Origin of the sequence: Bacteroides sp. CAG:189 (genome assembly GCF_000432295.1) — a bacterium.
Lineage (GTDB): Bacteria > Bacteroidota > Bacteroidia > Bacteroidales > Bacteroidaceae > Bacteroides > Bacteroides salyersiae.
The window spans coordinates 17,556-38,210 of sequence record NZ_HF990971.1 but is presented as its reverse complement, the minus strand read 5'-3'; the positions used below and the strand labels follow the sequence as shown (position 1 = coordinate 38,210).

The 20,655-nt window shown below is 39.6% G+C and carries 15 protein-coding genes; 10 read left to right on the top strand and 5 right to left on the bottom strand.

The features are described 5' to 3' along the window. Positions 1-553 precede the first annotated feature (553 nt). The 7 genes from QVP90_RS00575 to QVP90_RS00545 all read left to right on the top strand — a co-directional run bounded on the left by QVP90_RS00575 (position 554) and on the right by QVP90_RS00545 (position 6,335). Positions 554-2,020 (top strand): recombinase family protein, encoded by a 1,467-nt coding sequence (locus QVP90_RS00575; RefSeq protein ID WP_021935403.1) that lies wholly within the window; start codon positions 554-556, stop codon positions 2,018-2,020. A 139-nt stretch (positions 2,021-2,159) separates the two neighbouring features. Continuing rightward, complete coding sequence (locus QVP90_RS00570; RefSeq protein WP_021935402.1) at positions 2,160-2,798, top strand: recombinase family protein; 639 nt, start codon at positions 2,160-2,162, stop codon at positions 2,796-2,798. A 158-nt stretch (positions 2,799-2,956) separates the two neighbouring features. Beyond that, positions 2,957-3,481 carry a hypothetical protein gene (locus tag QVP90_RS00565; protein ID WP_021935401.1) on the top strand — a complete coding sequence of 175 codons (525 nt, stop codon included), beginning with the start codon at positions 2,957-2,959 and terminating at the stop codon, positions 3,479-3,481. Positions 3,482-3,494: 13 nt separating this feature from the next. Beyond that, positions 3,495-4,127, top strand: coding sequence for a coiled-coil domain-containing protein (locus tag QVP90_RS00560; RefSeq protein WP_021935400.1), 633 nt, complete (start codon positions 3,495-3,497; stop codon positions 4,125-4,127). A gap of 51 nt (positions 4,128-4,178) precedes the next feature. Next, positions 4,179-4,790, top strand: a complete 612-nt coding sequence (locus QVP90_RS00555) for a hypothetical protein (RefSeq protein ID WP_021935399.1) — start codon at positions 4,179-4,181, stop codon at positions 4,788-4,790. A 90-nt stretch (positions 4,791-4,880) separates the two neighbouring features. Further along, complete coding sequence (locus tag QVP90_RS00550) at positions 4,881-5,501, top strand: DUF2971 domain-containing protein (RefSeq protein WP_021935398.1); 621 nt, start codon at positions 4,881-4,883, stop codon at positions 5,499-5,501. Between the two features lie 417 nt (positions 5,502-5,918). Further along, the gene (locus tag QVP90_RS00545) at positions 5,919-6,335 is read left to right on the top strand and encodes a hypothetical protein (protein ID WP_021935397.1); all 417 of its coding nucleotides are present in this window, start codon (positions 5,919-5,921) and stop codon (positions 6,333-6,335) included. 152 nt (positions 6,336-6,487) lie between these two features. Here QVP90_RS00545 and QVP90_RS00540 read toward each other — a convergent pair whose 3' ends face one another. Beyond that, positions 6,488-6,934 (bottom strand): hypothetical protein, encoded by a 447-nt coding sequence (locus tag QVP90_RS00540; RefSeq protein WP_021935396.1) that lies wholly within the window; start codon positions 6,932-6,934, stop codon positions 6,488-6,490. A gap of 920 nt (positions 6,935-7,854) precedes the next feature. Here QVP90_RS00540 and QVP90_RS00535 point away from each other — a divergent pair. Beyond that, complete coding sequence (locus tag QVP90_RS00535) at positions 7,855-10,623, top strand: zinc-dependent metalloprotease (protein WP_021935395.1); 2,769 nt, start codon at positions 7,855-7,857, stop codon at positions 10,621-10,623. Between the two features lie 105 nt (positions 10,624-10,728). On the opposite strand, the gene QVP90_RS00530 is transcribed toward QVP90_RS00535, so the two are convergent. The 3 genes from QVP90_RS00530 to rpsO form a co-directional block, all read right to left on the bottom strand. After that, complete coding sequence (locus QVP90_RS00530) at positions 10,729-12,378, bottom strand: AMP-binding protein (protein ID WP_007479759.1); 1,650 nt, start codon at positions 12,376-12,378, stop codon at positions 10,729-10,731. Between the two features lie 110 nt (positions 12,379-12,488). Continuing rightward, entirely contained in the window at positions 12,489-13,064 is a 576-nt protein-coding gene (locus QVP90_RS00525; RefSeq protein ID WP_005928514.1) for a helix-turn-helix domain-containing protein, read from the bottom strand. Positions 13,065-13,242: 178 nt separating this feature from the next. After that, entirely contained in the window at positions 13,243-13,512 is a 270-nt protein-coding gene (gene rpsO / locus QVP90_RS00520; protein ID WP_005928517.1) for a 30S ribosomal protein S15, read from the bottom strand. 158 nt (positions 13,513-13,670) lie between these two features. On the opposite strand from rpsO, the gene typA reads away from it, so the two are divergent. Continuing rightward, on the top strand, positions 13,671-15,470 hold the full coding sequence (gene typA / locus QVP90_RS00515; RefSeq protein ID WP_021935394.1) for a translational GTPase TypA: 1,800 nt from the start codon (positions 13,671-13,673) through the stop codon (positions 15,468-15,470). A 178-nt stretch (positions 15,471-15,648) separates the two neighbouring features. Next, entirely contained in the window at positions 15,649-17,121 is a 1,473-nt protein-coding gene (locus QVP90_RS00510; protein ID WP_021935393.1) for a chitobiase/beta-hexosaminidase C-terminal domain-containing protein, read from the top strand. 138 nt (positions 17,122-17,259) lie between these two features. Here QVP90_RS00510 and QVP90_RS00505 read toward each other — a convergent pair whose 3' ends face one another. Then, positions 17,260-20,244 (bottom strand): glycoside hydrolase family 2 protein, encoded by a 2,985-nt coding sequence (locus QVP90_RS00505; RefSeq protein ID WP_021935392.1) that lies wholly within the window; start codon positions 20,242-20,244, stop codon positions 17,260-17,262. Positions 20,245-20,655: the final 411 nt, after the last annotated feature.

Sequence of the window (20,655 nt, the reverse complement as noted above, 5' to 3'; positions counted from 1 at the left end):
TTTCTTTATATATAAATATTAATGCCAAATACTGACATTGATAGCTGTTTCCGTTTATAGTCTGTATAACTACCACTATATGACTGTATTAACGACTTTAATAATGGATTTAAGTCTATGAATAGGGACTGTTCCGATTCTCTCTTTATATATAAATACTAAAGCCAAATATCATTATTGATAGCTATTCCACTTTATAATCTGTATAACTGACACTATATGAATATGTTACTGTATTTAATGCAGTGAATAGGTCTGAAAGAGTGCTACCACTTCATTTTCCCTTTATATATAAATACAACTCCATTCTTCCCAATCCAATACCTATTCCCATTATAAAATCGTATATCTGTTTATATATCAAAACTTTATAGCATCTATAAAAAGCAAACAGCCAAAATATGTTAAAATGATTGTCCCCTATAAACTTCCTTCTTCACTACATATATTAGAGTGTTACCGTTCAATGACGGTTGAATGGTAATAAAAAATGGACGGATTAAAATTAAATTTTGAGTGTCTTTTGATATATAACAAAGAAAGGAAATTTTAAATGGAAAAAAAGGCGATTATTCTAAGTAGGGTCAGTTCTTTGCACCAAACGTTGGAGCAACAAACGGAAGCAGTCCTTAAAGAGGTAAAGAATGACGGTTACACCGATGACAACATCATTATCATTGAGGATAAGGAATCAGCTATCAAACTTTCAGAGGAAGAACGCAACGGTCTGAACAAAATGAAGGAGTACATCAAAAACGATTCTTCCATCAATGCCGTATATCTTTATGAATTAAGCCGTTTGAGCCGCCGTCAGACAGTCCTTTTTAGTATTAGGGATTTTCTGATAGAACGTCAGATACAGCTAATCTGTATCAACCCTTCGATGAGGCTGTTGGATGCGAACGGTAAAATGTCCCAAACCGCATCTTTGATGTTCTCCATCTTTTCCTCATTCTGTGAAACGGAAATGGAGCTGAAGAAAGACAGAATGATGAGGGGGAGGCGTTACAACATCTCAATCGGCAAAATCGGAGGCGGTCGCCCTCCTTATGGGTATTCGATAGACAGAGAAAAATACTACATCATCAACCCTGAACAGTCGGAAGTCGTAAAGCGTTTCTATCTCCGATACTCAAAAGGCGATACCACCATTGCGGACATTGCAAAGGAACTGAAAGAGGAAGGACTTTTCCCTAAAACGTCATTCGACACCCTCCAACAGAATCTGTTGAGGTGGTTGGAAAGGGAGTTCTATGTGGGCATCCACCCCTATCCTCAAATAATTTCGCAGTCCCTTTTCGACAAAGTACAGTCAGTGAGGAAGAAACGGAAGAGCGCACCCAAAAAGAAATACAACAACCGTTTTCTTCTCAAAGGACTGGTTTTTGACGGTGGCAGCGGTCGCAGACTTTGCGGTTGGTATGGAGGGGACGGTTATATCCTCACCCATTCAAAAGGAGAGGGGATGATGATAAAAAGGAAACTCATAGACCCTTTGGTTTGGGAGTATGCCAAAAAGATGTACCGTAAGCATCTGATGAATCCGACCATCATGAAACGCCAACTTCAAAAGGATTTGACCGTCATAACCAAAAAGGTCGATACAATCCGAAATGAAATCCAATCTTTAAGGGATAAGACGGATAAGGTCGAGGAACGGATGATTTTCGGAAACCTCTCCACTAAAAGGGGGGAGGAACTCATCGAAAACCTCAAAGACCAACTTTCCGAAAAGGAACGGCGTTTAATGGAACTGACGAATGAAACGGTCATTAAACAGCAACAAATGATAGAAGCCGACTTTATGGGGGACTTCAACGAAGAAACGATGTCGTTGGATGATAAAATAGCAATCGTCAAAAAGGTAGTGAAGAAAATAACCATCATCCGCACTTTGAAATTCACCGCCCATATATCCATCTTCAACCATATCAATGACGTTGTATCGGTATATGAGGTAAAAGGGAGACGCCACACTTCAACACTGATTGAGGAGTACAGACGGAAAGACGAACGGTGAGACCCTATTAAAACCGAAACCATATTAATTTAACATTGAATATCGGATTAATTTTCAGTGCAAAACATATTAATCTAAGGTTTTATGTTAAACTAATATGGCGGTTTTGTTATATATATCCAAATAAGCATAAAGCATTATGGACAAGGTAGTTATATTGGCAAGGGTGAGCACGGACAAACAGCAGTACGAAAGGCAGATAGTGGAGCTTACGGACTACTGCGACCGAATGAATTGGGAAGTGTCGGAAGTGTTCGCGAACAAAGTCAGTGGAGCGTTGAAGATAGAGGAAAGAGAGGAGATACAGAATTTGGTAGCCTATGTAAAGGAGAACAGGATAAAAAGGGTTGTCTGTTTGGAAATCAGCCGAATAGGGCGCAATACATTGGAAGCCTTAAAGGTAATCCAGTTCCTAACCGACAACGGTGTCAGTTTGTATGTGAAGAACTATAATTTGGAAACATTGGACGGTAACGGAAAAATCAATCCCATAACCAACCTTATTTGCACTATTCTGTTGGAAATAGCGTCAATGGAACGGCTGACGATAAAGGAACGGATGGAAAGCGGAAGAAAACAGTATATAGACCATTGCCGAAAAGAGGGTATCAAAATGGGGCGACCCTCCACATACAGAAAGAGCAAAGAGGAATACAAAGCACAATACCCAAAAGAAATTGCCCTAATCCGTAAAGGGTTGTCATTGAAGAATATATCCGCTATTACGGGAACTGCTATAAATACCATTCGGAAAATCAGAGATACCGTCAGCCAATAATCAAATTCCACATACATTAAAGTGTTAAATATGTGTTAAAACAATATTTGCGATTAAAGTTGCGACCCTCATCCAATATGTTATAATGTAAGGGGTAAGAAAGCGACCGAAAGGAAGCCCCCAATAAAAAATTATTAACATATAAAAGCCAAATAAAAATGAGAAAGTCAGCAACAATCGCCAATGGTGAAATCGCAGAAGTCATTGAAACAGTAGTCGAGAACGGTATTAATTACGGTTCTCCCAACATTAAGATGATGAACGTCATCACCATCTACAAAAACAATGACTATAATACGGAACAGCACTTTTATATCAACGGTTACAAATTCCGTATGGACGAAATGATGCGTTGCTCCATCAAACGCTACCTTATGGAAGTGATACCTTTCTATAAGGGAAAGGGGGACATCGACAGAATGCTCACCCAAAACATCAATTTCAAAATCGGCAGTGATGCGCCCGACTACCTTAAAATCCGGATGAAACAGCAAACGACCCTTGTGAGGGGGCTGATAAAGGCTATCTGTGAATCAACCGACCCTCAAAACGAACTGACAGCCATTTTCGGAGAAACCAGATATGACAAGATATTCTTGTCCGATGAGTTCAGAGGGGAAATCGTCTGCAATTGGAAAAGCGAATGGAAAAAGGACTATTCATCAACCAAATACAAACTCTAAAAACAGAACAGCAATGAAAGAGACCAAAGACCAAAAGATAGAACGGTTGGAAAAGATTATCGGTGAGCAAAAAGCGGAACTGACGGAAGTTAAAAAGGACAGAAAACGGCTCAATTATGCCGTTAAGAGATTGGAGAAAAAGAGAGAACAGCTTTCTCTCCAATCCTCAAAAGAGGATACCGCAAAAATTAAGGAGTTGGAGAAACAGACACTATCCAATCAATCGGAAATAGACAGCCTTATCCGTCAAAATAGGAAACTGAAAAAAGAAAATGAAGATTTAACCAATGCGCTGAATGAAGCCAACAGACAGTTAAAGGATTATCTATGGGAAAAGGATGAGAATAATTGGCGATTGCTTAACTTTATGAGTGGATTTGAGAGGGATAAATGGGGACAGTTGTTTTTCGATGTCGATACCCTTATAACAAGGATTAATCCGTTAAATGGCAATTTCCCGACCTCTGAACAAGAAACAGCAATAACTAACATTCTTAAAGACACCCCTCAATATGAAGAAATACGGAAAAGGATTGAACCGTTGAAACAAAGGATTAAAGAGGAAGATTATGAAGCTACAATGCTATTCTATTCCGAATGTAAAAAGTTGATGGAGAATTATGTAAATGTTTTCTTTGAGAATTGAGATGAATGGGGCTGTTATTATTTGAGAAATACCAAATAAATTTTGTCATATATGGAAGCATTGAATATCTATTTGCAGATGAAACTTACAAAAGAGAAAAAACATATTGTAACGGAAGCGGTTGAAAGTCCCAACGAAATGGGAAGCGTTCCTTTATTTGATATTGCTTTTGATAAGGTCGAATGGGATATTACGGAAGAAAACATAGAAAAACATAGAGATGACATAGACACTTTCGGTGCGGTAGCCGTTTATGCAATGTACGATAACGGTGATTTTGAGTGTTGTGTAGTTGCGGACGGTGATGTTGCCGATATGCTTTATGACGCTATCCCCTTTATCAAAAGACATAAATCCGAAAAGGTTGATGTTTTCATTTCATCCGAATTTAAGGTGTACGGTACACCGAAAGAATATTTTGAATTGGGACAGGAATTAGGGCAAGCCCTTAACGCATATACAGGTGCGGACGAGTTCTGTTATATATGGAATTTGAATACGGACATAATTGTAAGGGTAAAAATGAGCGGGCACACAGATATTTTCGCAATCAACAAAAAAGGATATTACGATGACTGTTGTCTGTCCGAAAAGCAATTCAAGGAATTGATTGGACAGACAAAAAAGAAAAGGGAGCAACCACCGATTCAAACTACATCATAAACCATTAAAACAGAAAGAAAACGGATAGATTAGTGCTTATCCGTTTCTTTTTTGGACGATTATTGCTAATTTTGCAGAAAAGAAAAAATTATGGAAGAAGAAGAATTTAACGAACTCTATAAATATCGGAGTTTATCGAACCTAAAACGGTTTTTGGACATTCTGATGAACCGCAGACTGTATGCGTCAAAGTATTTAGACCTCAACGACCCGATGGAGGGCTTTTTCTCATACGCTCCGGATGTTCCCTCCCCGATTATTTCCCAACTAAGGGATGAGAGGGCTAAAACGTTGATTTGTTCATTGTCAAAAACGTATGACAACGGACTTATGTGGACTATGTATGGGGACGAGCATAAAGGATGTTGCATAGAATTAAAGGTAACTTCTCCCAATTGGGAAAGAATAGACGTGAATTATGCGAATATGAGTACCGTTGTCAGTAACCGCAATGCCTCTATTCAGACTATTTTGGGTACTAAGTCCGTACAATGGCAACATGAAGAAGAAGTCAGATACATCAATACAGACCCTAAAAGTCCGTATCTGAAAATTGAAATAGAGAGAATTTATTTTGGAATAAAAGTCAGCAGAGGTGATTTCAGTTTCTATAAAAATCTTATTGACACTATAAACAAAAGCAATCCTAAGAAGAAACCGATTGATTGTGTACATCTGAAAAGATGTAATATTGATTTCGGTTTTCTATAAACCATTGAAAGAGGGAATAGTAATGTTTCCTCTTTTTTAATCCCCTTAATGTCAATAATATATTTCGTCAAGCGTTGGGATATTCAACGCTTTTTCGTAATTTTGCGGTCGTAAAACAAAAAAGGAATGCCTATGATGTGAATTATCCGTTAAAGACATAAAGATAAAGAAGCGTTAGCTTTATTCTTGCACTCTGAAAATTGGGGAATTGGAAGAATGCTGCAAAGAGTAAAAGTTGATGCCTGCGCCTATGGCGTGGGCTTTTACTCGTATATTGCAGCAAAAGGTTATCCCCAATACCGACAGAGTGCGTAGACGAAGTTATAAGTCCACGTTTTTTTATTGTCTTATTCCGACCTTTGGACTACCCAACAAAAACAATTCATTCAAACAATAACAACAAAAAAGAAAAAGACAATGAAAACATTAAGGTTTATCGGTATGGCTCTGTTAGCCATAGTTTTATGTGTGAATTTCACAGCTTGTTCTGAGGATGACGGGAATGAAACAAGCTCAACTAACTACTTGGCAGGCACTACATGGAAAGTCGTTTCTGTATCTCCAAATGACGTATTGGGTCTTGAAGGAGTAAACTTTACATTCCACCCTAACTTGTCTTTTACGACTTCCCCTGAAGTTGAGGACATCTTCGATAGATATTTGGTTAATGGCGATAAATTGCTACTGGGTTATTCTAGTGATTATAACGATTACGTAGAGGGTACATTGACAATTAACGATAATACTGCAACTTATACATTCTACGAACCTTATTCAGACTGTTATTATACAGGGACTTTGACTTTGGTTTCGGGTTCTATCGGTGCACAATAATCGCAACTTTCTGAACCTGTGTAGGGAATATTTCTGTTATGAAAGAGGGCATTTCACAGTGTCCTCTTTTTTTATTCTCAAAACTTACTCAATACCAACCAATTCATTCAATTAATAAATCTATTTCAAAGAACGCCTTTTTTCATATACAGTTAAATTGTTGAATGAATAGCCGCTATCGTCTTTGCAATGTCCGAAAGTATCATCGCTTCATAAAACGAAAAGATAATGGATTTTGGATAATGGTGTGAATAAATCCATTGCAAATTCCTTTCTTCCCATCCGAACAGCCCTATTGTGTTCTTTCTATCGTAATCCCTTATATGAGGCAACGGCTCAAACGGCAATATCGGATTGACCAAATATTTCCGTTTATAGTGTCGGATAGGCTCTACAAAGCTATTCGTATTGAAGTCGCCAATCAATATATCGGGATTGACTGATTTACAGATATTTTCAACAGTCTGTTTCCTAATGTTTTTGGGTATATCGTCTATTACCACTATCGGCTCTACATTGTAGAGGTTGGACGGAAAGGCATTGAATATCTTTTCGTTATCATAGCCACATTTACAAATGATTAATACTGTTTCTGACATTGCTCTTATTTTTAGCGTTGATATTTTATTCTTTGATTGACAGCCCTATTTCGTTTTTAGGGTCGCTCTTTCACTATATATAAGAAAAAACAGTCTAAAATATAATGGAAATGATAACTTTATTTTGACGGAATCCAATGCCTCTTTAACAGTGGTATAGACAAAAGCCAAAGAAAACTTCTCTATCTCTCTTTCCAATATTTCAAAGAACTCTCTTTTATTACCATTCAATCGTCATTGAACGCTAACACTCTAATATATGTATCGAAGATTGAAGTTTATAGGGGATAATCATTTTAACATATTTTGGCTATCCACTTTTGCAAATGCTATAAAATATTGATATATAAATAGATATACGATTTTATAATGAAAATAGGTATTGGATTGAGAAAAATGGAATTGTATCTATATATAAAGAGAGAATGGGAACAGTCCTCATTTATAGACCTAAATCCATTATTAAAGTCGGTAATGTAGTCATATAGTGGTAATTATACTGATTATAAAGGAAAACAGCTATCAATGTCGGTATTTGGCATTAATATTTATATATAAAAAGAAAATGAAGTGCCAACACTCTTTCAGACCTAATTTCATTATTAGATGAAATAATGTATTGATATAATGGAAGTTATATGGATTATAAACGGAATAGGTATGATTAGAGAAAAGAGTATTGGTTTAAAAGAATTGAATTGTTAAAAAAAGGTTGCAACCGCCATTAATCACTATTACCGTTCAATATTCGATACTTTTCTAATAATGAATCTTTTAATGTCAATACCCTTTCAATGGCTTCTAACTTTACCTCAAAATACCTTCATTTGAAAAACCTTCAAAAACCCTCAAATTTGTCTATATAACTATCATATAATCAGTTGTATACACTGAATAAGTCGTTAAACTATATTTTTCCTATGCTTTTATTTGAAGAAAATCCGCAGGCATTGGAACGGCATAAGGTTCCTTGCAGGACACGAGCAGTAGCGGAGCGTCCGGATCATTATGTAATTCCGGTGGTATTCCATATTTTTGGTGTGGATTTTAACGGGGCTACCATTAATGATGAGATTATAAAGGATGCTTTAAGGAAAACGAATGAAGATTTTCAAGGTGTAACGACGAATACCGGAGATGATAATCCGGATTTTAATATGAGGCAGGCCAATATGAATATTACTTTTAAATTGGCAGAAAAAGGACCTCAGGGAGAGGCGACTACCGGTATTTTGTACCATCGTCTCGAAAGTGGATTTGGTAATTATTATGCACCGCGTATGGCTTTGTATGCATGGGATAATCATAAATATATGAATGTGTATGTAATGAATGATCTTTATGGGGACGGAGTGACTAATAATTCGGGTGTTTCCTGGTATCCGGATATCGAAATGACGGATGAGAATTTGGCACGTGTGGTATATAACGGTGCATATATCGGTACGAATACGGGTGAGAATTTTCGGCGTGTACTGACTCATGAATTCGGACATTTTTTGAATCTTGCACATACCTTTGATGATAATAGCGGAGCATGGCCCGACGGATGTAACCTGAATAAAGCGGGAGAACCTAATCCGGGAGACTGGGTGGAAGATACTCCTAAGGCCGATCAACCGTTGATGGGGGCAACAGACCGGAACTGTGAAGGAGATTTGACGAATTGGACCAATTATATGAATTATTCTTATGTGCGTACTTCCATGTTTACTAAAGGACAGGTGGATAGGATGTTGGATGCTTTGGATCATTCGGCACGCATAGAGTTATGGCAGGAGGATACTTATAAGCAAGTCTTTTTTACAGACAATAAAACAAAACGCATTGCACTTTCTAATAGGGGAGATATTTTGGAGGCTCCGGCCAATGACGGATCTTTTGATGGAAGTTTTGACTTTACATTGATGAATGGTACGTTGGCTAATAAGGATTTTGTGTATAATACCGATTTTACAGTGGAAGGATTACCGGAAGGATTGACTGCAAAATTACAACGAGTGAATGATACGCGACTAACACTGTCTTTTGAGGGGAAGGCCATATCTAATGACCAAAATATAAATTTATATGTGATCTTCAAAAATGGTATGTTGTCCAGTGGTGAATTATATGATTGTAAATTACCCGTAACTTTGGAATGCCGGGCATCTTATGCCATTAAATATGTTGATTGTGAGGATATTCGTATATCTTCGGCTTATGGTTGGGAGTTTCTTCAGTTGGATTCCAGATATGAACATTCGGACTTTGGTTTGATGTGGAATAATAATGCCGGAAATTATTATGGATATTTGTTTATCGAATCATATGGTAAGGAAATGATGGGAGCAAGAACCAACTTGACTGTAGTCGATTATGGTGAGGAGATCGGTGCTTCGTCTACGTGGTCAACGGGGATTGATCAATATCCTAATCTTGGAACTTTAGTTTCTAAAGGCTATGACGCTTGGAAAGGTAAAATAGCATTTGTGGGCATTCAGTTTGAAGGTACTCTTCCGGGCGAGACACTATATGGCTGGATGAGGGTATCGGTTGCCGATGACGGAAATTCCTTCACTCTCCTTGATTATGCTTTCAATGAGGCACCTGGAGAGACAATTATGGCGGGTCAAAAAGGGAAAACTCTGTCTAAAGCAGAGGTGGTATACGGAGGAACATCGGTGACGGAAGACAGCGAACTGAATGATGGAACCATTACCCAGACCGTTAATCTTGTTATTATGGGAGACAATACATTCAAAAGGACCGGTGAGTTGGCGATGGGAACGGATTATCGGATGACTGTTCCTACGGGATTGGTATCCAAATTAGAAGTTGTTTCCGCTAAAAAAGCAATTTTATCTTTTACTGGGAAAGCGGAACATCATGATGCCAAGGATCTTGATATTTCAGAATTGACATTGGAGCCGATGATATTCACTCACTCGGATATATCTAATTTGTCTTTACAGTTGACTTTTAATTTCCTTGATTCTTATAAGATTATTGTTGAAGATTTGCAGATAGGTGCCGGTGCTGATTATGGAAGTTGGACCTATTTTACGGCTCCTATTGTGTCGGAAAATGCTTATGGGGCGTGGGAGTTTGCTGCGCGGCATTTAAAACTGGAAACCTATATGAAACCAATGGTCTGCCTGTCGAATACAAGGAATATTGCTCCTTTAGCTAAGGGGACTATAATAGGGGACAATTCTAATTGGGTCGTTCCCGGTACATATCCTGATCAATTGGATATTGCTACACGGGAGTATACTGATTGGTGTGGTAAGACGGCATACGCCGGTTTCTGTTTCGAATATTTGGGCAAAGATTTATATGGTTGGTTTGAAATCACAGTGGCGGAAGACGGATCTTATTTCACAATAGATAAATATGGATATAATGAAAATCCGGGTCAATCAATTCTTGCTGGAGAGGCGAAAGGTGACGGGGGGACCGGTTTGCAGAAAGATGTAGAACTTGATGGAATTCTTTTATCTCCCAATCCGGTTCATGAGCAATTGAGCGTAATGGCTCCGGCAAATACACGGATTATGATTTATAATGCTTCAGGAATGATAGTATGGAATGGTACTATGGAAAATGATCAGACGATAATTCCGGTATCTTCATGGGACAAAGGTTTCTACTTCGTTCGTTTATCTAAGAATGGAATAAATGTAGTGGAGAAGATAATTGTCAGATAAGAGTAAGAAGGGTACATTAAAAAAAATCCGCTTCACAAATCATTATAAATTTTTGTATTCAGATTTATGATGATTCATGAAGCGGATTTTTTGAATAAAACCGGTTTATATGATTTCGATGCCTTGTTCTTTGCAAAGCTGTAATCCCAAATCCTTTAGCTTGAATTTCTGTATTTTACCACTTCCTGTCATTGGAAATTCATCGATAAAGAATACATATTTAGGGATTTTATAACGGGATATTTTGTTTTTGCAGAATTCTCTTACATCCGATTCGTGCATTTTCACTCCTTCATGGAGAATGATGAAAGCACCTACGGCTTCACCATATTTCTTGGAGGGGATACCTGCAACCTGTACATCTTTTACTCCTTCGAGTTTGTAGAGGAATTCTTCTATTTCACGCGGATAAATATTTTCTCCTCCACGAATAATCATATCTTTAATGCGTCCTGTGATACGGTAATTCCCATCTTCATCTTTGATACCAAGATCACCCGAATGCAGGAAGTTGTTTTTATCGAGTACTTCCGCCGTAGCTTCCGGGTTCTTATAATATCCTTTCATGGTGTTGTATCCACGATTACACATTTCGCCTTGTACGCCTATGGGACATTCTTCTCCTGTTTCCGGATCGATAACTTTTACTTCCGTAAATTCGAAATCACGTCCTACAGTATTACAACGGACATCAAACGGGTCGTCAATACGGGAGGCTGTCATGCCCGGAGCGGTTTCGGTGAGCCCATATACGCTGGTCACTTTCATGTACATTTTCTCTTCTACCTGTTTCATCAGTTCGACGGGACAAAGCGAACCTGCCATAATTCCTGTGCGGAGACTGGACATATCGAACATGTCGAACATCGGATGATGCAGTTCGGCTATGAACATGGTAGGAACTCCGTAGAGTGCGGTACAGCGTTCTTTGTGAATGGATGCCAGTACTACAAGCGGATCGAAACGTTCTACCATCACTTGGGTACAACCATGGGTCAGGCAGTTCATGGTGGCTAATACTACACCAAAACAATGGAATAGAGGGACACAGCAACATAATTTATCGTCTGCCGTGAATTTCATGTGCTCACCGGTAAGAAATCCGTTATTGCTGATATTGTAGTGGGTGAGCATTACTCCTTTAGGAAAACCGGTGGTTCCCGATGTGTATTGCATATTTACCACATCGTGGCAATCTACCTGGTTCTTGAGTTGGGTTAACTCTTTATCTTCTACATTATTTCCCAACAGAAGAATTTCTGCGGTATTGTACATACCTCTGTATTTCTCTTGCCCAACGTAGATAACGTTTTTCATATATGGGAAGCGTTCGCTTTTCAAATGACCGCGTTCGCAAGTTTTAAGTTCCGGGAGCATGGTGTAGGTCATTTGTACGAAATCACTGTCTTTTTCACCGTTTACGATGCAGAGTGTATGCATGTCGGAATTCTGGCAAAGATATTCCAGTTCCGCTTGTTTGTAATTGGTATTTACCGTTACATAAACGGCACCTATCTTTGCACAGGCATATAATAGAGTAAGCCAGTCGGGAACGTTTGCCGCCCAAATGCCAACGTGCGTTCCTCTTTCTACTCCGATGGCGATAAGTCCCTTTGCCATATCGTCTACACGGTGGTTGAACTGTTTCCATGTAAAGCGAAGGTTCCGGTCGGAGTATACTATATATTCTTTGTCAGGGGTTGTTTCTGCCCAATGCTCAAGCCATTGACCAAGAGTTCGATTGTATAATTGCATAATTAATGATTAAGAAAGGAAAGGGGGAAGAATGGAGATGGGAGAGGTAAGCTGCGCTATCATGCTGCATAGTACTTCTCTATTCTCCCATCTCCATTTTCCCATCTTTTTTAAATAGGTGTATAAATTACTGCCAGGATTTTTGCAGCCTGACCTTCGTAGGCATGTACGTGGTGAGGGACGATGGAATCATAATAAATGCTGTCTCCTTCTTCGAGCAGATAGGTGGCTTTGCCATAGCTGATTTCCATAATGCCTTCCATTACAATAATGAATTCTTCTCCTTCATGAGAGGAAAGAACAAAATCATTGTCCGATGTCGGAGCTACATCGATAATGAATGGCTCCATATGGCGGTCCGCTTTCGATTTTGACAAAGAATGGTACTCCATATGCTTACGCGAGTGAATGGCATTGTTGGAGAAACTGATTGTATCTTTTGCCTCCTCCTTGCGACATACCACAGGCCCTGTTTCGTCCTGATCGTCAAGAAATGTTCCGAGACGTACCCCCAATACGCGGGCTATTTTGATAAGCGGAGCCAAAGAGGGGAGATCGATATTTCCTTCAATACGTTCCACCTGTTCGATAGCCAAACCGGAGCGCTGGGCCAGTTCTTCTATGGTAATCGATTTGTCTTCGCGGAGTGCTTTGATTTTTTCTCCGACAATCTTGCTTGTATCCATATTGATAGTATTTAATCTTAATAAGGTTATAATTTAAAATCGTTAGGGTGCAAAAATAACAAATTCTTTATATCGCAGCAATTATAATAGTGAAAAATGTCAATTTTGCACAGAATAACAAAAGGCCGTTTCCTTTTGTAAGGGAACGGCCTTTTCAATTTTGTTCAGAACAAATAGATTACTTACGCAATCCAAGAGTTTTGATGATAGCACGATATCTTTCGATATCTTTTGCCTTCAAGTAGTCGAGCAAGCGACGACGCTTACCTACCAACATTGTCAAAGCTCTTTCTGTACTATAATCTTTTCTGTTGAGCTTCATGTGCTCAGTCAGGTGAGAAATACGGTATGAAAACAAAGCTATCTGCGCCTCAGCTGAGCCAGTATCAGAGTTAGACTTTCCGTACTTTTCAAAGATTTCTTGCTTTTTAGCAGCATCTAAATACATAATTCTTAGATTTTTTAAATATATAAAATTTTTCTTTTGAGCGTGCAAAGATAGCCATTATCTTTATATCTCACAACGTTTTGCAGGAAATATTTTGTTGTATAGTATATATTTTCTAATCCATTTTCGTACCTTTGTGCCCAAATAATAGGTATTATATGCAAAATATTAGAAACATTGCAATTATTGCCCATGTTGACCATGGGAAAACGACGTTAGTCGACAAGATGCTTTTGGCCGGAAATTTATTCCGTGACAATCAGACGAACGGTGAACTAATTCTGGATAACAATGACTTGGAACGCGAACGGGGGATTACGATTCTTTCTAAAAACGTTTCTATCACTTATAACGGAACTAAGATTAACATTATTGATACTCCGGGGCACAGTGACTTCGGTGGCGAAGTAGAACGTGTACTTAATATGGCTGACGGGTGCATCCTGTTAGTGGATGCTTTTGAAGGGCCGATGCCTCAGACGCGTTTTGTGTTGCAGAAAGCGTTGGAAATCGGTTTGAAACCCATCGTTGTGATAAATAAGGTGGATAAGCCGAACTGTCGTCCGGACGAAGTTCATGAGATGGTATTTGATCTCATGTTCAGCTTGGATGCGACGGAAGAACAGCTTGATTTTCCAACCATCTATGGTTCGGCTAAGAATGGTTGGATGAGTACTGACTGGCAAAAGCCTACAGAATCTATCACTCCGTTGCTGGATTGCATTGTCGAGAACATCCCGGCTCCTACACAATTGGACGGTACACCTCAGATGCTGATTACCTCACTCGATTATTCTTCATATACAGGTCGTATTGCAGTAGGCCGTGTGCATCGTGGTACTTTAAAAGAAGGCATGAATGTATCGTTGGCTAAACGGGACGGTAGTTTTGTAAAGACAAAAATCAAGGAGGTACATGTTTTTGAGGGACTGGGACGCGTGAAAACGACCGAGGTTTCTTCCGGTGACATCTGTGCTTTGGTGGGTATCGACGGTTTTGAGATTGGTGATACTATCTGTGACTATGAAAATCCGGAAGCATTGCCGCCTATCGCTATCGATGAGCCTACGATGAGTATGTTGTTTGCTATCAACGATTCTCCGTTCTTCGGAAAGGAGGGTAAATTCGTGACTTCACGCCATATTCATGACCGCTTGATGAAAGAGTTGGATAAGAATCTGGCGCTTCGTGTTCGTAAGAGTGAAGAAGATGGTAAATGGGTGGTTTCCGGTCGTGGTGTGCTCCATCTGTCTGTGCTTATCGAGACGATGCGTCGTGAGGGATATGAGTTGCAGGTAGGTCAGCCGCAGGTTATCTATAAAGAGATCGACGGTGTGAAGTGCGAGCCTATCGAAGAATTGACAGTCAATGTGCCGGAAGAATATTCAAGTAAAATAATCGATATGGTGACTCGTCGTAAGGGCGAAATGACGATGATGGAAAGCAACGGTGAACGGGTAAATTTGGAGTTCGATATGCCGTCACGCGGTATTATCGGTTTGCGTACCAATGTGTTGACTGCTTCTGCCGGTGAAGCGATCATGGCTCACCGCTTCAAAGAATATCAACCGTACAAAGGAGAAATAGAACGTCGTACTAATGGTTCTATTATCGCTATGGAGAGCGGAACGGCATTTGCTTATGCTATTGATAAGTTGCAGGATCGCGGTAAGTTCTTTATTTTCCCGCAAGAAGAGGTATATGCCGGACAGGTAGTCGGAGAGCATTCTCATGATAATGATTTGGTGGTAAATGTCACTAAATCGAAGAAACTGACCAATATGCGTGCTTCCGGTTCGGATGAAAAAGTCCGTTTGATTCCTCCCGTGCAGTTTTCTTTGGAAGAAGCCTTGGAATATATCAAGGAAGATGAATATGTAGAGGTAACTCCGAAAGCAATGCGTATGCGCAAAGTGATTCTGGACGAGACAGAGCGTAAGCGCGCGAACAAGAATTGATATTTTACAATATAGTAAGTAAAAGCCTGACAGAATACCATTTGCCAGGCTTTTCTTTTTTTAGAACGCTTTTTTAATATGACAATACTGTAACATTTTGATATTTTAAATATTGGACACTTGATGGATTTAAAATATTACATAACTTTGTAGAGTAATCTTTAAAAACATTATAATTATGAGGAAATTATTACTTTCATTATTTACAGTAGTTGCTGCTTTGAGTATGGCAAATGCAGGAGAAGTAACTTTTGATTTGACAAAACCTGACTTGTTTGGTTTTGCGGTGCCGGCTGCATCTTCGGGAACAGATCTTAATGATGGTACTTTGGAGGCAGGTAATGTCGTTATTACTTCGAAAAAGGTAGCTAAGAATGATACTCGTTTCTGGGCCCTTAACACAGGAACGGTTGAAGGGCTTCGTGGGTATAAAACTTCAACTTTGACATTTTCTACTACTAATGGTGAGATTATTACCGAAATTAAGTTTGAAGGTGCGGCTATTTCTGCTAAACACCTTACATTTGATAATGGATCTTACACAAGTCCTACATGGATCGGTTCGGAAGGTGTAGTTGTATTGACTTTTGCTGATACAGGTAAAATTAGTGCAATAACAGTTACAACAGCTTCTGCAACTGGTGTTCAAGAACCAAGATTTTCACTTGCTGAAGGTACTTATTATGTAGCTCAGGAGGTTGAATTGTCTTGCGGAACAGTGGATGCTACTATTCACTATACAACTGACAATAGTGATCCTACTACATCTTCTGCTACTTATAGTGATCCTATCAAAATAGAAACCACCACGACAATTAAAGCTATTGCAGTGAAAGGTGGTGACAAGAGTGATATTGCTTCTGCTACTTATACAATTGCTGAGCCTGCAACGGTTGAAAATATAGCTGCTTTTAATGAATTGTCTAAAGAAACTGTTGTTAAGTTTGTCAATCCGGTTAATGTTATTTATCAAAATGATGTATATTTGTTTGTTCAAGATGCAACTGGGGCACTTCAGATTTATGGAACGATTGGACAAACATATAAGAATGGTAATGTAATTCCTGCTGGTTTTATGGGTACAGTTGATGTGTATAGTGGACTTATCCAGATGAAACCTATGATGGAAACGTTTGAGCCTGCTGCTGATGGTGCGGTTATTGAGCCGGTTATAGTTACGAGTCAGGAAGTAAGTGATAATATGGTGAACAAGTTGGTGAAGATAATGAACGCTACTTTAACTCTTGATGACGGTAAGAGTAAAAATTATACTTTGACCGATGATAAAGGGCAAATAGCTGTTTATGATCGTTTTAAAGGGGTTACGGTGCCAGATCTTGAGAAAAAGTATGATATTACAGCTATTGTGAATATCTTTAATGGAGCCATTCAGTTGTTCCCGATAGAATATAAGGAATCCGAAGGTGGTGTAGGTTTTGCTGATGTTGAAAGTGCTTCTTCAATTGTTGCCGCCGGTGATAAAGCTATCAATATCGATGCTGCTGAAAATGCCCAAGTACTTGTAGTGAATGCAGTCGGACAGGTGGTTGCGAATAAGGCGATTACTGCCGGTGCTAATACCATTGATGTGCCTGCCGGTTTTTATGTTGTTAGAGTGAATAATGCTGTAACAAAAGTTATTATTAAGTAAATGACACATATGTGTAAAAGTAAACAGACTGTTTTTATTCAATTGGGAGACGATTCTGAAAAATTGAATAAATAAAAATATGTTTTCTGATAAAGAGCCTGGTATGCTGATTGCATCCGGGCTCTTTTTATTGTTGTTTTAAAATAGTTTCTCCAGGAATTCCACCTCTACAATGCGTAAACTATTTTTTCCTTTGGCTTTTTTATCAATTTCACCGGTTGTTCCGCCTGCCACCTCTACGATTTGCCCGAAAGCATCTTTGTCTGTTATGCTGCCCTTTAAACGGATTGTTATTTTATCTGAGCGAATCGGTCGTATTGGTTGAAGGTGTATGTATCCTAAGCTTTTGTCTGTGTCACCTTCCCAAATTTTAGTATCTCCGGCATATATTTCCAATGGATAACTGCGAGATCGCCAGCCACTGAGTTTTATACAGATATCATCAATTTTCGCTTCTCGTTCCAGAGTATAAGTGATCCAGGCATTGCTTAATTCTCCGTCATTACACCATTCGCTCAGCTCGTTGTCATCGTAACTTTTCTCTACATCCTGCAGGTTGGAGCCGGCGGTGGCTTTGACAATCGTTACTTCCCTTTTAGTATCTATATAAGAAGGAGTCAATGGTGTTTCACCTTTGTCAAGTCTGCCTTTCAGTGTCGCTTGCGGCAAGTATTCACTCAGACCGTCTGTAACTTTTACAGGAATGGTTTTTAAGGTAACTGATGCAGTGGGTAAACCTTCTGCTTGGGCAGTGACAGTGATTTTTCCGGCTTTGGTGGTACTACGGATTAATACCCGGTTGACTCCGCATTCCATCGGCAGATTTTTGTTTAAGATATAGTTTTCTTCCCCTTGGGCAATACCTCCCCGCCATTCGCCTTCACCATCTAAAATGAATTTCACTGTACGATTGTCCAACGGGCAACGTCTCCCGTCTGCATCTACTACTTCTATCTGCAGGAGAGCCATGTCTGCACCGTCAGCATGAAAACCTTCGGGATTTTGTATAGTGGTTAGTTTTAGTGCGGCCGGTTCTCCGGTTGTATTCAAAGTATAACGACTTACTTCTTTATCTTTGATATAGCTGACCGCTTCTAATTTTCCGGGTTCGAAAGTTATGTTGTCAAAGGTAAAAAGGAAGTCATAATCACGTTTGCCTTTTCCTAAAGATTTTTCGTTTAGAAGTAGTTCCACCTCATCAGCGTTTGAAACCACATAGACGGGTTTTACAGTATTTTGAGGATAATTCCAATGTCCTATGATGTAAGTTTGATACATATCCGCATCTACCCAGCCGTTCCACATTACCTGATGGACAAAGAAACCGTCTTTGGGTATGCGCATGGCATCGGTTACACCGCTTCGGCGGTAGTTCTCCATCCCGCGGAAGTGGGTGTTCGAGTCGGAAAAGATAATTTTGGCACCGCCTGAACTCACCCTTGAACCTGTTCCCGGACGCTCGCGCCAATAGTCGTACCAGCGTCGGATTAGTTCTAAGGCGAATGAGTCTTGATTACGGTTGTAGGCACGTGCGTCTACTCTTTTTTTTATTTGGTTGGTGACTGTGGATTTATAAGAACCATTACTGTCTCCGTCTTTGTGGAACGGATATGAATATTCGTCCCAGTATTTGCGTAGGGCTTCGTCGCGGCAGTATTCGGTAGCCCACATGGGATGATTCTTGCTTTTGTTTATATAGAGCATCTCTCCACCATATTCCGCTTCACGGATGTCAAGCATCTCGCGTGAGCCGATGGCGCGTCCGCCGAAAGGATCGAACCTGTCACGGATAGCTTTCATTTCAATCATATGTTCGCGGCTGATTGATTCGTTGCCACATTCATAGAACAGAATGCTGGGGTTGTTGCGGTTGTAGACAATGGCGTCCTGCATGAGCTCGGTACGTTGTTCCCATTGACGACCTTGGCAATCTTTCTCGGCATCTCCGGCAGGCATGGCATGTATGAGGCCGACGCGATCACATGACTCTACATCCTGCTTCCAAGGAGTGACATGCATCCAACGGATCAGGTTGCCATTTCCTGCCACTACAAGATGATTGGAATAATCGCTCAACCATGCCGGTACGGAGATACCGACGGCAGGCCATTCGTTACTGGTACGTTGGGCATATCCTTTCATTTGAATAACGCGGTCGTTCAACCGGATTTTTCCTTCTCCGAAATAGGTTTTACGAAATCCTGTACGGGTAGATACTTCATCAAATACCCGGTTACGACTGTCCGTTAGCGTAGTTTTTACAGTGTAAAGATAGCCGTATCCCCAACTCCAGAAGTGCAGGTTATCTACTTCTGCAGAAGCTTTTGCCGTTTTTATTTCACCGGGATTCAAAGAGATATTTCCACCATTAAAGGTTTTTATTTCATTTCCGTCGGTATCGGTCAGGGTCACCCGGTAACTAAAGTCTCGCTTTTCGGGGCTATCGTTTTTTATTTCCGATTCAGCGTGTATGGTGGCTTTGCGGCCTTTAATGTCGAAGTCTGTGGCATAAATATATACACCGGTTGTTTTTAGGGAGCTGTACAAAGGTAATGTTTGATAGACTTTATCCGTGACGTGAAGGAATACATTCTTGGGGATTCCACCGTAATTGGCGTTGAAATTACGGTCGTTCCACTGGAATTTTGTATTGCTTTTCTTTTCACGATATTGCCAGTTGTTGTCGATGCGTACAGCCAGGACATTGTCGCCCTTTTGCATATAAGGGGTAAGGTCGAAGCCTACTGCCATAACACCGTTTTCGTGTAATCCTAAATGATGCCCGTTCAGATAAAAATCACCTGCCATACGTATACCTTCAAATTCAATAAAAACTTTTTTGTCCTTGCAGTCCTTCACCCGGAAGTGTTTTCTATACCAGACAATCGTATCGGTCAGTTGCTCGATGGAAAGTTTGAATGCCTCATCCTCGTTGAAGGCACGGGGTAGGGTTACCTGTAGCCAATGATTGTCATTATATTCCTGTTGATAAGCATTGGCATCATCTCCTATGTGCAGGCGCCATTCGCTGTTGAAGCTATACTTTTTGCGTTCGGTAGCAGTGATATTCAGGGTATACAATCCTAATAGCAGGCAGATAAGGAGGTTCGTTTTCAAATTCATGGAATTCGTATTTTTATGTTTCCGGGATTTTGGTCATTGGTCACAAAAATAACTGATTTCGTTTGTAGAAAGAGGCAAAGAAGAATGTAAAATTCTGCGGTTTTTGCTCTTTTATCTATAAAATATGTTTTCTCCGGAAGGGGGGGGAGCAGGTGCTTTTATGTGTTTTTTTCTATGTTAGTGTCCGATAATTAGTAATAAGTTATTGTGTTTTAGTGTTATAAGTGTCTAATGTGTTTTAGTGTACAAAGGAAAAGATTCTTATGTTATAGGATATATATTTCTTATATGCACAACATCCGGATGTTGTTGGTTAAAACACCTGGATGTTGTTACCCAAAACATCCGGATGTTGTGAGGACTAAAATATATACTTTCGCCTATCTATAATATATCTGACATAAATAGAGA

Excerpts from the sequence above, each read along its gene's own strand:
- QVP90_RS00530 (WP_007479759.1), bottom strand. The coding sequence starts at position 12,378 with ATGCAATTATACAATCGAACTCTTGGTCAATGGCTTGAGCATTGGGCA.
- QVP90_RS00510 (WP_021935393.1), top strand. The coding sequence starts at position 15,649 with ATGAGGAAATTATTACTTTCATTATTTACAGTAGTTGCTGCTTTGAGT.
- typA (WP_021935394.1), top strand. The coding sequence starts at position 13,671 with ATGCAAAATATTAGAAACATTGCAATTATTGCCCATGTTGACCATGGG.
- QVP90_RS00560 (WP_021935400.1), top strand. The coding sequence starts at position 3,495 with ATGAAAGAGACCAAAGACCAAAAGATAGAACGGTTGGAAAAGATTATC.
- QVP90_RS00550 (WP_021935398.1), top strand. The coding sequence starts at position 4,881 with ATGGAAGAAGAAGAATTTAACGAACTCTATAAATATCGGAGTTTATCG.
- QVP90_RS00540 (WP_021935396.1), bottom strand. The coding sequence starts at position 6,934 with ATGTCAGAAACAGTATTAATCATTTGTAAATGTGGCTATGATAACGAA.
- QVP90_RS00575 (WP_021935403.1), top strand. The coding sequence starts at position 554 with ATGGAAAAAAAGGCGATTATTCTAAGTAGGGTCAGTTCTTTGCACCAA.
- QVP90_RS00505 (WP_021935392.1), bottom strand. The coding sequence starts at position 20,244 with ATGAATTTGAAAACGAACCTCCTTATCTGCCTGCTATTAGGATTGTAT.
- QVP90_RS00570 (WP_021935402.1), top strand. The coding sequence starts at position 2,160 with ATGGACAAGGTAGTTATATTGGCAAGGGTGAGCACGGACAAACAGCAG.
- QVP90_RS00545 (WP_021935397.1), top strand. The coding sequence starts at position 5,919 with ATGAAAACATTAAGGTTTATCGGTATGGCTCTGTTAGCCATAGTTTTA.
- QVP90_RS00555 (WP_021935399.1), top strand. The coding sequence starts at position 4,179 with ATGGAAGCATTGAATATCTATTTGCAGATGAAACTTACAAAAGAGAAA.
- QVP90_RS00525 (WP_005928514.1), bottom strand. The coding sequence starts at position 13,064 with ATGGATACAAGCAAGATTGTCGGAGAAAAAATCAAAGCACTCCGCGAA.
- QVP90_RS00565 (WP_021935401.1), top strand. The coding sequence starts at position 2,957 with ATGAGAAAGTCAGCAACAATCGCCAATGGTGAAATCGCAGAAGTCATT.
- rpsO (WP_005928517.1), bottom strand. The coding sequence starts at position 13,512 with ATGTATTTAGATGCTGCTAAAAAGCAAGAAATCTTTGAAAAGTACGGA.
- QVP90_RS00535 (WP_021935395.1), top strand. The coding sequence starts at position 7,855 with ATGCTTTTATTTGAAGAAAATCCGCAGGCATTGGAACGGCATAAGGTT.